Origin of the sequence: Escherichia sp. E13S3 (assembly GCF_004212325.1) — a bacterium.
In the GTDB taxonomy this organism is placed as follows: domain Bacteria; phylum Pseudomonadota; class Gammaproteobacteria; order Enterobacterales; family Enterobacteriaceae; genus Escherichia.
In genome coordinates this window covers 315,244-328,496 of the sequence record NZ_RHJR01000012.1, presented here as the reverse complement: position 1 = coordinate 328,496, position 13,253 = coordinate 315,244, and the positions used below count along the sequence as shown (strand labels likewise).

General features: G+C 47.2%; 15 protein-coding genes. 2 read left to right on the top strand and 13 right to left on the bottom strand.

What is annotated here, in order from left to right; genetic code table 11:
- Nucleotides 1-142: 142 nt before the first annotated feature.
- From D9597_RS13750 to lpxL, 3 genes are all read right to left on the bottom strand, one after another.
- The gene (locus D9597_RS13750; protein ID WP_130222915.1) at nucleotides 143-829 is read right to left on the bottom strand and encodes a hypothetical protein; all 687 of its coding nucleotides are present in this window, start codon (nucleotides 827-829) and stop codon (nucleotides 143-145) included.
- Nucleotides 830-1,363: 534 nt separating this feature from the next.
- Nucleotides 1,364-2,590: a multidrug efflux MFS transporter MdtG gene (gene mdtG, locus D9597_RS13745; RefSeq protein WP_130222913.1), complete on the bottom strand. Its 1,227-nt coding sequence runs from the start codon at nucleotides 2,588-2,590 to the stop codon at nucleotides 1,364-1,366.
- Nucleotides 2,591-2,761: 171 nt separating this feature from the next.
- The gene (gene lpxL, locus D9597_RS13740) at nucleotides 2,762-3,682 is read right to left on the bottom strand and encodes a kdo(2)-lipid IV(A) lauroyltransferase (protein ID WP_130205487.1); all 921 of its coding nucleotides are present in this window, start codon (nucleotides 3,680-3,682) and stop codon (nucleotides 2,762-2,764) included.
- A 223-nt stretch (nucleotides 3,683-3,905) separates the two neighbouring features.
- On the opposite strand from lpxL, the gene D9597_RS13735 reads away from it, so the two are divergent.
- Nucleotides 3,906-4,958 (top strand): rhodanese-related sulfurtransferase, encoded by a 1,053-nt coding sequence (locus D9597_RS13735; protein WP_130222911.1) that lies wholly within the window; start codon nucleotides 3,906-3,908, stop codon nucleotides 4,956-4,958.
- Nucleotides 4,959-4,999: 41 nt separating this feature from the next.
- Here D9597_RS13735 and D9597_RS13730 read toward each other — a convergent pair whose 3' ends face one another.
- The 10 genes from D9597_RS13730 to mdtH all read right to left on the bottom strand — a co-directional run bounded on the left by D9597_RS13730 (nucleotide 5,000) and on the right by mdtH (nucleotide 12,424).
- A complete protein-coding gene (locus tag D9597_RS13730; protein ID WP_130222909.1) occupies nucleotides 5,000-5,575 on the bottom strand; it encodes a YceI family protein in 576 nt (191 codons plus the stop codon).
- Nucleotides 5,576-5,578: 3 nt separating this feature from the next.
- Nucleotides 5,579-6,145: a cytochrome b gene (locus D9597_RS13725; protein WP_130215864.1), complete on the bottom strand. Its 567-nt coding sequence runs from the start codon at nucleotides 6,143-6,145 to the stop codon at nucleotides 5,579-5,581.
- Between the two features lie 261 nt (nucleotides 6,146-6,406).
- The gene (locus tag D9597_RS13720; RefSeq protein ID WP_001253741.1) at nucleotides 6,407-6,520 is read right to left on the bottom strand and encodes a YceO family protein; all 114 of its coding nucleotides are present in this window, start codon (nucleotides 6,518-6,520) and stop codon (nucleotides 6,407-6,409) included.
- Between the two features lie 47 nt (nucleotides 6,521-6,567).
- On the bottom strand, nucleotides 6,568-7,686 hold the full coding sequence (gene solA, locus D9597_RS13715; protein ID WP_130222907.1) for an N-methyl-L-tryptophan oxidase: 1,119 nt from the start codon (nucleotides 7,684-7,686) through the stop codon (nucleotides 6,568-6,570).
- Nucleotides 7,687-7,800: 114 nt separating this feature from the next.
- The gene (gene bssS / locus D9597_RS13710) at nucleotides 7,801-8,055 is read right to left on the bottom strand and encodes a biofilm formation regulator BssS (protein WP_000414435.1); all 255 of its coding nucleotides are present in this window, start codon (nucleotides 8,053-8,055) and stop codon (nucleotides 7,801-7,803) included.
- 284 nt (nucleotides 8,056-8,339) lie between these two features.
- Complete coding sequence (dinI, locus tag D9597_RS13705; RefSeq protein ID WP_130222905.1) at nucleotides 8,340-8,585, bottom strand: DNA damage-inducible protein I; 246 nt, start codon at nucleotides 8,583-8,585, stop codon at nucleotides 8,340-8,342.
- Between the two features lie 73 nt (nucleotides 8,586-8,658).
- A complete protein-coding gene (pyrC, locus tag D9597_RS13700; RefSeq protein ID WP_130222903.1) occupies nucleotides 8,659-9,705 on the bottom strand; it encodes a dihydroorotase in 1,047 nt (348 codons plus the stop codon).
- A 105-nt stretch (nucleotides 9,706-9,810) separates the two neighbouring features.
- Nucleotides 9,811-10,371 (bottom strand): lipoprotein, encoded by a 561-nt coding sequence (locus tag D9597_RS13695; RefSeq protein WP_130222901.1) that lies wholly within the window; start codon nucleotides 10,369-10,371, stop codon nucleotides 9,811-9,813.
- 133 nt (nucleotides 10,372-10,504) lie between these two features.
- Nucleotides 10,505-11,152, bottom strand: coding sequence for a glutaredoxin 2 (gene grxB, locus D9597_RS13690; protein WP_064670262.1), 648 nt, complete (start codon nucleotides 11,150-11,152; stop codon nucleotides 10,505-10,507).
- Nucleotides 11,153-11,215: 63 nt separating this feature from the next.
- The gene (gene mdtH / locus D9597_RS13685) at nucleotides 11,216-12,424 is read right to left on the bottom strand and encodes a multidrug efflux MFS transporter MdtH (RefSeq protein WP_130222899.1); all 1,209 of its coding nucleotides are present in this window, start codon (nucleotides 12,422-12,424) and stop codon (nucleotides 11,216-11,218) included.
- A gap of 235 nt (nucleotides 12,425-12,659) precedes the next feature.
- Here mdtH and rimJ point away from each other — a divergent pair, with 235 nt between their 5' ends.
- Nucleotides 12,660-13,244 (top strand): ribosomal protein S5-alanine N-acetyltransferase, encoded by a 585-nt coding sequence (gene rimJ, locus D9597_RS13680; protein ID WP_130205501.1) that lies wholly within the window; start codon nucleotides 12,660-12,662, stop codon nucleotides 13,242-13,244.
- The last annotated feature ends 9 nt before the right edge of the window (nucleotides 13,245-13,253 follow it).

Sequence of the window (13,253 nt, the reverse complement as noted above, 5' to 3'; positions counted from 1 at the left end):
CGATTATGCGGGATACTTACATGTTCTTGATGCGTTTGGTATTGTATTAATACAAGTTCCACTAGGTGAGCTACTACAGATACTTTTAATCATGGTTGGTGGTAGCTAACATAAGGCTGTATCATTAGATACAGCCTTATGTTTACTCTTTTCTGTACTCAATAAATACATCCTCAAATGAGGAGTCATTTAGTTTATCCATATAATTGCCAACTAAATTTAATGCTTTAAAATATGCTGTTTTATCTTCTTCAATTTCTTTATACTCGCCTATTTCTCTAGCTTTTTTTGAGTTTTCAATGGTCGTGCGGATAGATACATTGTAGGTTCTTATGGCCTTAGCCAATACAAGTAAATTAAAATCTTCAGCGATCTCAAATCCCCATATGTTAAGATGCATTCCATGAGTATTTGCTTCTAATGTTAATTCATCAAGTTTTGCAATTGAAGATGTTAATTTTTCAACTGTTGAATTGTACTGTTCGCTATTGAGTATAATTAAATCCATGCGGAATAATTTTCCTATTTCAGGATTTACCTTTAGCATTTCTAATGCAATTGCTTGTGTGCTATCAATAACAGCCTCGCATTTTTTGAAACCTTTTTCGTTTATTTTTCCATTCAACCATTTTTTTACTTGATATGCGGAATATATCGCTAAGCATAATGCACAAACTGCTACTATAGATGACAACCCTGGGGCAGTGATTTTTTTTGGGTTTTTATATAAAACCCAAGTAATAAACTCTGTAAGTAAAATACCAATTAGCATCCATCTTATATGAGTGAGTTGGAACCTTTCTAATAACTCTTTAATCCATTTTTTCATCTTATCTAAAGCCTATAAACTGAACAGTATGGCATATGATATGTCAATAAATATAGAAATGAAATCTGTATTATATAAAAAACGGATATATTCCATTTAGATAAAAAACTAGCGTCGTACCACAGATCATTTGTATTGAATAACTTTTGAGCCCATGAACATGGGCAGGTCGCAACGTTCAGATGGGTTTAAGTATTCATGACATAGCTATGATGACAGTTCAGTGCAGACGACGAAGTATGGGAGGTATGGGAACTTTGAGGGATACGGGATGAATGACATTTCAGTATAGGTATATCAATTTATCGTGATGAGTTGAATGGTATGAAAGTAACATGTGGATCGTTAATCGTTTTTTATGTTAACACTCGTTTTCGACTTTAACATAACGTGTTGATTTTTAATAATGTAATTTTGTTCTTAAATTCTTCAAGCGTTGCGTACATAGTCATCACGATTCTCCCTTTGATTTGATGATGTATTCAGGGAAAGAATAGCTGATTATGCGCTTTTGCAAGTATGAAAGGCGAAAAATCAGCCTGTCACTTGGGGCAATCGGCGGCGACGCAAACTGTTCCAGGAATAAACCGCGTTAAACAACACAACTCCTGCGGTGACCAGAAACACTGCGCGGAAACCATAGTTTGCCGAGATAGCCGCGCCCATCAATGGTCCCGTAACGTTGCCAATATCACGAAATGACTGGTTGTAGCTGAAAATTCGTCCGGCGATTTGGTTTGTTGAGTTATAGACCAGTAGCGTTTGTACTGCGGGGAGTAACGCACCATCAGCGGCCCCGAGTAAAAAGCGTAAAACCCCCAGTTGGAATGGTGTCTGGACGTAAGACATAGGGATTAACAGCAGCACAGAAAAGAGCAGCGCCGTTATCAGGATCTTCTCTGGCCCGATACGATCCCCCAGTTTGCCAAGTCGTGGCGCGCTAAGTAGCGCAGCCACGCCGGGGACCGAGGCAATCATGCCGCTGATAAAAGCAACATTACTGACATTCCCCGCCAGTTCGCGGACATAGAGTGTCAGGATTGGCGCGATTGAACCGGTGGCGACCTGGATGATTAATGTTGTGACAAACAGGCTAAGTACCAGCTTCGGGTTTTTAAGCGATGTCACGACATCCCGCATGTGCAGCATCTCTTTTTTGCTGACTGGCTGGAATTTCTCTTTGATACAAAATAGGGTGACGAAAAAGCAGAGTATTAGCACACTGGCGGTAATAAAAAATACCGGGCGTAAGCCGTAGTTATCGGCGAGCAAGCCGCCAGCCATGGGGCCGAGCAGTGCGCCGCTAACGCCACCGGTAGAAAGCGTACCCAGCGCCCAGCCGCTTTTATTGCGTGGGACCTGAGTGGCGATTAGTGCGTTGGCATTAGGGACAAATCCACCGAGCAGACCCAGCAATGCTCGCAGGATCAGAAATTGCCAGATATTTTGCACTACCCCCATCAGCACCATCACGATACCCATCCCGAGGGCAGAGCGCAGGAGCATAATTTTTCGACCTTTTCGGTCAGCTAATCCTCCCCAGAACGGAGAAGCAATGGCGGAAAATAGAAAGGTAATACTGAAGACAATCCCTGACCACATATTTAGCGCCGAGTGACCCGTAACGCCGAGTTGCTCAACGTAGAGGGGTAAGAACGGCATTACCAGACTGAAGGCGGCGCCGGTAAGAAAACAGCCAAGCCAGGCAACGAACAGGTTTCGTTTCCAGTTTATGGGAGTGTCATTTTCACAGGGTGACATAGCAATCCGCTGTTGGTGCGCCAGGGCGCGGTGAACAAGAGAATAAAAGATAAGCACACTAATTATGCGCCTGACTTATAAGTGACGCAATGCAGAGAGCTTTTATCGCTAAATCAGGGGATTTGATGCTGATGTGCCGGATGCGATGCTGCGCATCCGGCATAAAGAAGGTTAGTAACGTGAAGGAACGCCTTCCGGGCGCGTTTTGAAGCGGCGATGCAACCACATGTATTGTTCTGGCGCCATCATGATGCATTTTTCAACCACTTTGTTCATCCATGCGGCGGTGGTTTCAGCGTTATCCAGAGGCGGTGAACACTCTGGCGGCAGCATGATCAATTGATAACCTTTGCCGTCCGGCTTACGACGAGGGACAAATGGCACCAGACATGCGCCGGACATTCGTGCCAACATCCAGGTGCCGCTAGTGGTTGCCGCCTGCTCAACAGCGAACAATGGCACAAAAACGCTCGAGCGCGGACCGTAATCGTGATCCGGCGCATACCAGACGACTTCACCTTTTTTAAGTGCTTTAATCATCCCTTTTAAATCTTTGCGATCGAGCATCGATTTATTCGAACGCAGGCGGCCCCAGGTTTGCAGCCAGTCGATCAATGGATTGTCATTCGGGCGATAAACCCCGATCCCCGGCTCCTGCATTCCAAATTGTCGTGCACCGAGTTCCAGCGTCAGAAAATGGATGCCAACTAACAGGATGCCACGCTTTTGCGCCTGCACGTCACGGACATGCTCCATGCCGATAACTTCCGTCCAGCGGGCAACCCGACTTTCTGGCCAGAACCATGCCATGCCGGTTTCCATCAGTCCCATGCCAACGGATTCAAAATTCTTAATCACCATCTGCTGGCGCTCTTGTTCGCTCATTTCCGGGAAGCACAGTTCCAGGTTGCGATGCACAATTTTGGCGCGTCGTTTCATTAAACGTAACGCCAGTCGCCCCGTCGCAATGCCAAGGCGGTAGATGATTGGGTAGGGTAACTGAACGACTAACCAAAGTACGCCAATACCCAACCAGGTTAACCAATAACGCGGATGAAGCAGTGCGGTGGAGAACTTGGGTAGATTCGTCATATCAATCCTGTCTTTCAACCTATACGGGCAATTGTATGTATTGTCGCATTTTTTCGCCCTCAACCAAAATTTGAGGCTGAAGACTGGGCGAAAATGCCGCGCATGTAAACTATTAATAATTTTTAATGCGCAAATGTAGCGTAAAATGTGTGGATGTTAATTTGCGATTATTGCTATATCATGCGCCGGATTTTACTTTCCCACCTCGCAGGAACCGTACACCATGCCAGTGTTACACAACCGAATTTCCAACGACGCACTGAAAGCCAAAATGCTGGCCGAGAGTGAACCGCGCACCACCATTTCGTTTTATAAATATTTCCATATTGCCGATCCTAAAGTGACCCGCGATGCTTTATATCAGCTATTTGCTTCGTTGAATGTTTTTGGCCGGGTCTATCTGGCACATGAGGGGATCAACGCGCAAATTAGTGTACCAGCGAGCAACGTCGAGACATTTCGCGCACAGCTTTATGCTTTTGATCCTGCGTTAGAGGGTTTACGCCTGAATATCGCGTTGGATGATGATGGGAAATCCTTCTGGGTGCTGCGCATGAAGGTCCGCGAGCGGATTGTCGCCGACGGGATTGACGATCCTCAATTTGATGCCACCAATGTCGGGGAATATCTGCAAGCGGCGGAAGTGAATGCCATGCTTGATGATCCCGATACGCTGTTTATCGACATGCGCAACCACTATGAATATGAAGTCGGTCATTTCGAAAATGCGTTGGAAATTCCGGCTGATACCTTTCGTGAACAACTGCCGAAAGCGGTTGAGATGATGCAGACGCATAAAGATAAAAAAATCGTCATGTACTGCACTGGTGGCATTCGTTGCGAAAAGGCCAGTGCCTGGATGAAGCATAACGGCTTTAATAAAGTCTGGCATATTGAAGGCGGCATTATTGAATACGCCCGTAAGGCGCGTGAACAAGGCTTACCAGTGCGTTTTGTTGGCAAAAATTTCGTTTTTGACGAACGGATGGGCGAGCGCATCTCTGATGAAATTATTGCACATTGCCATCAGTGCGGCACGCCATGCGACAGCCATACCAACTGTAAAAATGATGGCTGTCACTTGCTGTTTATCCAGTGTCCGACGTGTGCTGAGAAATTCAAGGGGTGTTGTAGTGAGATTTGCTGCGAAGAGAGCGCATTACCGCCAGAAGAACAACGACGCCGTCGAGCCGGGCGAGAAAATGGCAATAAAATCTTCAATAAGTCGCGGGGACGCCTGAATACGACACTGGGCATACCTGATCCTGCGGAATAAACATCATTGCCGGATGCGCGTCATCCGGCAACATTTCAGCATTATTTCTGCTGTACACCTTCCACCGAAATAATCAGATCAACTTCCTGAGAGGCCGGACCTAAATCTGACTTGATATTGAAGTCTTTCAGCTTAATTTTACCTTCAGCTTCGAAGCCTGCACGTTTACCACCCCATGGGTCGTCGCCCTGACCAATCAACTTCGCTTCCAGCGTTACTGGTTTAGTTACGCCATTCAGTGTCAGATCACCTGTGATATCCAGCTCGTCACCGTCTTTCTTTACGCTAGTGGACGTAAAGGTTGCCTGCGGATATTTTGCTGTGTTGAGGAAATCCGCGCTGCGCAGATGTTTATCGCGCTCGGCATGGTTGGTATCCACGCTGGTGGTGTTAATGGTGACATTGACTTTATCGGCAGCCGGATTCTTTTCATCAAATGTAAAAGTACCGTCGAAATCTTTAAAAGTGCCGTAAACCCAGCTGTAGCCCAGATGTTGAATGCGGAAATTGACAAAGGCGTGCTGGCCTTCTTTGTCAATTTTGTAATCGGCAGCGATAGCTGAACCGGTAGAGAACAACAGGGAAGCGAAGGTTAAACCAAGCAGGCTTTTTTTCATTTTTTATACTCCATAGTCAGATGACGACTTTCCCAGCATGCGCTTCAGGGTGTCGTCTTTATCGATGAAATGATGTTTCAGCGCCATAAATCCGTGCATAACTGACAGGACGACGACACTCCAGGCAAACCAGAAATGTAGAGCTCCTGCTAAGTCAGCTTGCGTGCCTGCGTCGGCAAGCGTTGCGGGTATTTCAAACCAACCAAAGATGCTGATGGGTTTGCCATCGGCGGTCGAAATAAGGTAGCCGCTCAAGCCAATAGCAAAGAGCAAAAGATAAAGTGTCAGATGGCCTGCTTTCGCTCCGTAACGTATACCGGGGGAATAGCTTTTCAATGGGCCAGGCGGAGGAGAAATCAAACGCCAGAGAACGCGAATAACCAGCCCCATCATTAACAGAATACCGATACTTTTATGCAACTCTGGCGCCTTGTGATACCAACCGTCGTAATAACTTAACGTTACCATCCACAAACCTAAAGCAAACATGCCATAGACAATAATTGCCGTCAGCCAATGTAAAGCGGCAGAAATAACACCATAGCGTTGAGGGGAATTTATGAATTGCATAACTGCATCCAGAACATATTCACGAGGTAATGAAAATGGCCTGTCATGAGATGAATTGCAACTTAAAAACAACAATCCGAATGATATTTATTTTTATTTCAATAATTTTGATTTAATAATGAAAGAACCTTCATAAGTTTAGTGGTTCCAGGCTGAGGGATGTCTGGTGAATGCTGCTGCGACTGGAATAAGCTTATTCAAATTTTCACGCCAAATGAAAGGGAAATTAAATTTTTGTCAGTTTGTGTCAGCGCCTGGTGATTAAAAATAAAACACATAGATCAGATCCATAATCGCCAATACCCCCCAGAGAAAAAGATAAAGCATGAGATGTTCGCGAATATTATTGATGAGATAGTTCACCAGGCGACGCATTAAAAGCTCCTGTAAAAACGGCCTCAACTTGGAGGCCGTGATGATGATTATTGGAAGCGGGAAAGCCGGAATGGCGTTAAATCAAAATCGATTTTTTTGTCTTGCGCAAAGTCAGCGGCTATTTCCCCTAATATCGAAGCAAATTTAAAGCCATGCCCACTCAGGCCGGTAATCAGTAGCGTATTAGCGTGTCCGGGTAGGGTATCGATAATAAAATCTTCGTCAGGCGAATTATCATAGGTGCAAGCAGCGCCATACAGGCAGCAGCCGATACCAGGCAACACACTACGTAAGAATGGGAAAGCTTCGGAACCGTCACTGTCGATTTCCGCAAACGGAACACGTTCATCCGCTGAATGAATGACCTGACCACCGTTATGTTTCCCAATCTTCAGAGCATCGTTTTCCGCCGGAAAACCGTAGTATTGATCGCCATTGGGCAATTCACCGGTAAAGGCCGGGAATTTATTCTTCACGCTATAGCGGCCATCGGCCTGATACCAGGCGAATACTTTACGTACGGGCTGGATGGGCAGTTCTGGTAGCAGCTCTTTTACCCAGGTACCCGCACAGACGATCGCTTTCTTCGCCTGGTACTCGCCGTCCGCCGTTTCAATAGTTACGCCGTTATCGTCATGACGAATTGCGGTGACCGGACAGTTAAACAGTTGCGCGCAGCCAGCTTCATTCGCCAGTTTGATCCAGGTTTTAATTGCCAGTTCGCTGCGTAAAAAACCGGAATCGGCCTCAAACAAGCCGATGTAATTGTCAGGGACGCGTATTTCCGGCCAGCGGGCCATAATGGTCTGTGCATCCAGTTTTTCGACGTTGAGTTGCCATTGTTCCGCGCTGTGGGCGACATTGGCGAGAAACTCGGAGTCGGCAGGGCCGAGGTTGATGACGCCGGAGCGCACAAAAACGGGGTCTTCTTCGTTGTGACGGGAGAGTTCATCCCACAGGGTTTGCGCACGGAGTACTAGCGGGACATACTTTTCGCCTTCGCCATAAGCATGGCGAATTAATCGGGTATCTCCGTGGTGGCTGCCGTGTTGATGTGGCGGCATATGGCTGTCGGTCATCAGCACTTTCAAACCGGCCTGGGTGGCATAATACCCGGCTGCAGCGCCTACGGAACCGCTGCCAATAATGATGAGATCGTATTTCATTTTTTTCTCTCTGCTCTCATGGTTTAAGCAGAGTAAATAAGTAACAAACGATATACAACCCAGAAATGGTAAAGGCACCGTTAAGGTGCCTTTTGGGTGGATGGTCATGTCATGTTAATGACGACGATACTCATTGACATGGAAATCACCAGATTCAATTTTGGCGATTCCTGCTTCTAATATCGAAATAAATTGTCTGGCAACATCAGTAGTTAACCAGAGTGTCTGACCAACTTCAGTCCCTTCCTGCTCGGACTTATTTGGGGTCTGGTAGTGCAAACGCAACATCAGCGCATCATAGCTATCAACGGTGCTGATGTCCCACCCTACGAGCGGATGAGTCTGAATGACTTCATTGTTTTTTTCCATCATGGCCCCCTAATTCGTGTTACTAGACAACGTTATTCGAGGTTCAATGCGTTTTTATCTGAAGCAACTTCAGTATATCAATAAATATGGCTATTCACCGAAATTTTAAAGGGGTAGTGAGATATTTTTTTGCTTTTAAGATTTATATGAACAATAAAACAGCATGTCGTTCATATTTTTTTAGCATATTGTGCAATTATTTTGAGGGAGTGTAAAATTTGTACGAACAATCTTAAAATATAAAAAAGCCGGGGCGACCCGGCAAAAACAAACATCACTGCATATTATTCGCTAACAAACCAGTCATCGGCGCTTTCCCACGTTTCTTGTAGAATTTCGCTAATGCGCTGTTTATCTTCTTTTGTTGCGCCAATAACCGATAAATTATTTGCCGCAGCATATCGTACCGATACGTGACCTTCATTTTCCGGAAACGCATACTGAATGCGACGAGAAAGTTCACCCGCCAGAGCGTCAATGGCCCCAGTGGGTAGTGGAGAAGTTTTCGCTATGGTGACTTCAATTCGCATAATAGCCCCCTGTTGAATATACTGGTTATTTATACAGGCAAAATAAGCTAAAGACAACAGGTGGCTACGTTTTTTATTGCTTAAAAGACCAACGTACAGTTTCCCCAGCCAGGAAAGGAACAAGCGTGTCGTCTGTCAGAGCGATGCTTTCAGCAATTTGCTGTTCTTCGCGTATCAGCTCAATAAACGATTCATTGACCGGTAATCCATAGAATTTCGGCCCGTTTAAAGAACAGAATGCTTCAAAATGCTGTAGTGCATTCATCTCTTCAAATACGGTTGCATAGCTACCCAGCGCCGATGGCGCATTAAAGCAACCTGCACAGCCGCAGCTACTCTCTTTACGATGACGAGCATGAGGCGCGGAATCGGTACCCAGAAAAACGCGATCAAAACCACTGGCGACCAGCTCACGCAGCGCCTGTTGGTGAATATTGCGTTTGAGGATCGGCAGACAGTAGAGATGCGGACGCACACCGCCAACCAGCATATGGTTACGGTTAAACATCAGATGCTGGGGAGTAATGGTGGCGGCCAATAGTTCATTTCCGTCACGAACATAGTCGGCAGCGTCTTTGGTGGTGATGTGCTCAAAAACGACTTTCAGCGCGGTCAGGCGCTGGCGTAACGGCTCCATGACCGTCTCAATAAAGCGCGCTTCACGGTCAAAAATGTCGATGTCAGCATGGGTCACTTCACCATGCACCAGCAGCGGCATGCCGATTTTTTCCATGCGCTCAAGTACTGGCATGATTGCGTCAACCGACGTCACACCGTGGCTGGAGTTGGTGGTGGCGTTCGCAGGGTAAAGTTTTGCGGCGGTGAACACGCCTTCGTTAAATCCACGCTCCAGCTCATTGGGGTCCAGCGAATCTGTTAAATAACAGGTCATCAGCGGGGTGAAATCGTGTCCGTCCGGTACGGCGTCAAGGATACGTTGGCGATAAGCCACAGCAGCCTCAACTGTTGTTACAGGCGGTGCCAGATTGGGCATAACGATGGCCCGACCATAGGTTTCGCTGGTATACGGCACGACAGTTTTTAACATGTCGCCATCGCGGAGGTGAAGGTGCCAGTCGTCTGGGCGGCGGATCTTTAATACCAGGGATGGTGCAGTCATTAATTTCTATGCTCCGGCTGAAGGGATGTTTTTGCCGGACACAAAGGATAAGCGGAAACGTTTTCCTTTGCACGAAAAATAAAGGGCGCAAATACGCCCTCGTAATTAATCAGTGAACGGAATGACTATTTCACCTGGTTTCACTTCAATGCCTTTTGCCAGTTTTTTAGCCATTGCTTCGCCTTTGCTGCCATTTTCGCGCAGGACGTAAGCCGGCTGCTGGTTAAAGTAATTGCGTAATGCCTGATTCAAATAGGGAAGTAACGTTTGCATCACGGTTTGCATTTTTTCCGGCTGCACGGTCGCGTCGACCACTTCCATCTCTTTCAGGAAGATGGCGCCTTTCTCTTTATCAAACACAGGCAGCGCTTTCAGCTTCAGTTTCATGGTTGCTTTTTGGCTACCGAACAGAGAGTTCATATCCAGATTGGCGTCCCCGGTTAGGGTAACCTTATTAGGTTCTTCACGACCAATTTGGCTGGTCAGGTTTGTCAGAACTATATGGGCGTCAGCCACGCCGGGCAAACCGATATCTTTTGAGAAATTATTATGTTTCGCAAGCGACTGGTTAATCTCTTGTTCGGTGATGGTGTATTGGGTGAGTTGATTACAGCCAACGAGCAGGCCACTGACGATTAATGCAGCGGCAAATAAAAACTTGTTCATGGTAGTCCTCGACATGAAATCTGCGTCAATATCCTGACACAACGCAGCATGTGTCACCAGCGATAAACTCGCCAGCAGAAAAAACTGAAAACAGCGGCAACCCGCGAATACAGGCTGCCGCGACAGGTCAGGATTAAATCGCCATTGATGATAGTAAGTTGATTTGCGTCTGTTTAGCCATGTTATCGCGGTAATCAGCGACGCGGCTTGGCCAGTTTATTCCTGCAACCAGCGTCAGATTACGCAGCAGCGGAAAAAGTTGAATGTCATCTTCCGAAAGCTCGCCATTTACGGCGTTTGGCTTGACGATGAGTTTATCCAGTGCACGTAAATCATCGCTGATATTTTTAATTAACCCATCAGAATGAGAGAGTAGCTCGGCAAAATTACCCGCGCTGGCCTCTTTCTTGTCGATGAAGTATTTGCGTGCGGCGGGAGTAGAAAACTCATCAAAAGCCGATTTGGCAAAACGCGGCAACAGCAGTTTATTGGCATAGCCGTTGACCTTGCGCAGCCACTCTTCAATGGCAGGGGAGCGTTTACCAGTCAATAGCGGTTTGCCGTCGAGCTTATCAACATAGTGAACAATGTCCATGCTTTCTGGCATATAGCGGCTGTCATCTTTTTGCAGAATGGGAACCTGTTTTTGACCGACCATCCGGGTGGGTGTTTCTGCGTCGTCGTTGAGCAGAACGTGTAATTCGACGGGGATATTTTTCAGGCCGAAAATCATGCGGGCTTTGAGGCAGTAAGGGCAGTGATCGTAAATATATAGCTTCACGTGACTCCTCCATTTGGCTGTCAGTTCACTTTCAGTATGGAGGAGTCAGGGGGGAGTATCAAATCAGGCGTCGTGTTCCAGCAAGCGACGCGCGGCACGTTTATGGCTAAATTGCCAGCCCAATGCAAGGAAGGTGATGACGCCAATAACGCCCAACATCATCCACGGCAACTCCGGTTGTTGCGTGGATTTACCCAGGTCAAACAGCCAGCCGCCGCCGATATAGCCAATAGCGCCGCCTATCGCCAGGCCCAGCCGACTAAATCCCATATAACTGCCGCGCGCTTGTGCATCCGCTAACGAGGCGCTAAGAGTTTCACGCGCAGGTTCGGCAATGATCGAGCCAATATAAAACAGACAAATCAGGGTGAAAAGTTGTTGCAGGCCGCTGACCATGCCCACGGGTATCATGCTTAATGACATCACCAGTAGCCCCGCCATCAACCGGTGTTCCAGACGAAAACGCTTTTCGCTCCAGCGGGCGATAGGGTAGAGCAACGTTAACGACAGACACGCTTCGATGGCATACATCCATTTAACGGCAGAGGGCGCTCCGGCAACGTCGTTGACCATAATCGGCAGCATCAACATCACCTGCACAGCCAGCATGTAGTAGCCCGCGAGTGTCAGGACATAGGTGACAAAACGTTTATCGCGCATCACGCGGGTCATGCCTTCGCGGACTGGCGTGCGCACGGTAGAGAGTTTCCATGCGGGCAACAGCCAGGCGTTAAACGCTGCACACAATACAAACAGAATTGCCCCCGTGGCGCAGACCAGGCGAAAATCGTATTGCAATAACCAACTCCCCAACAGCGCGCCAATGACCGCACCGGCACTGTCCTGCATCATCAACAGGGAGAAAAAACGGCCCCGTTGTTCCGGACGAATTAATTTCACCACCAGCGCCGAACGCGGCGGATCAAATAACGTACCGCCGAGGCCCGAGAGCAAACAAGAAAACCACAGCATCCAGGGCTCATGGGCGATGCCCATGGTGGCGAATCCGGCGGCGCGCATCAGCATACCGGTAACGATCATCGGTTTAGCGCCAAAACGGTCAGCAATAGCACCACCGAAAATGCCTAATCCTTGCTGAATGAACTGACGCAGACCGAGGGCAATACCGACCATTACGGCGGCCCAGCCCATTTGATCAACGAAGCGGATAGAGATCAGCGGGAAGACAACAAAGAACCCCAGCACGACCAGCATATTATCGACGAGAAGGAAATATTTACCCAGGTTCCTCGCCTGCGATACGCGCGACATTTCCCCTCCCGGGAAATAAAAGATGAGCACTTTCTATTCTGCATTGCTGCTAAGATTTTTCCCATCATATCGGGGACAATATTTTTTTATCAAAACGTCGCTTTGATAGAGAATTTTTATCCAATATGTGAATAATGCAGAAAATGGCATTTTGGACTTTTCACAGGCTCTGGTTGCGCAGGTATAGTAATACTTACAGCGTATTAAAGACGTTACGGGAAGGAGTAGGTATAGAATGTTTGGCTATCGCAGTAACGTGCCAAAAGTGCGCTTAACCACCGACCGACTGGTCGTGCGTCTGGTGCATGAACGTGATGCCTGGCGACTGGCGGATTATTACGCAGAGAATCGCCATTTCCTGAAGCCCTGGGAGCCGGTGCGCGATGAAAGCCACTGCTATCCTTCAGGCTGGCAGGCCAGGTTAAGCATGATTAACGAATTTCATAAACAGGGCTCAGCCTTTTACTTTGGATTATTTGATCCAGATGAGAAAGAGATTATTGGGGTAGCCAATTTTTCCAATGTGGTACGCGGCTCTTTTCACGCCTGTTATCTCGGTTATTCGATCGGACAAAAATGGCAGGGTAAAGGACTGATGTTTGAAGCTCTGACCGCCGCCATTCGCTATATGCAACGTACCCAACATATTCATCGCATTATGGCCAACTATATGCCGCACAATAAACGCAGCGGTGATTTGCTGGCGCGGTTGGGGTTTGAAAAAGAAGGCTATGCGAAAGATTATTTGTTGATTGATGGAAAATGGCGCGATCACGTACTGACGGCATTAACCACCCCGGACTGGACGCCCGGCCGCTAAGGAGAATTT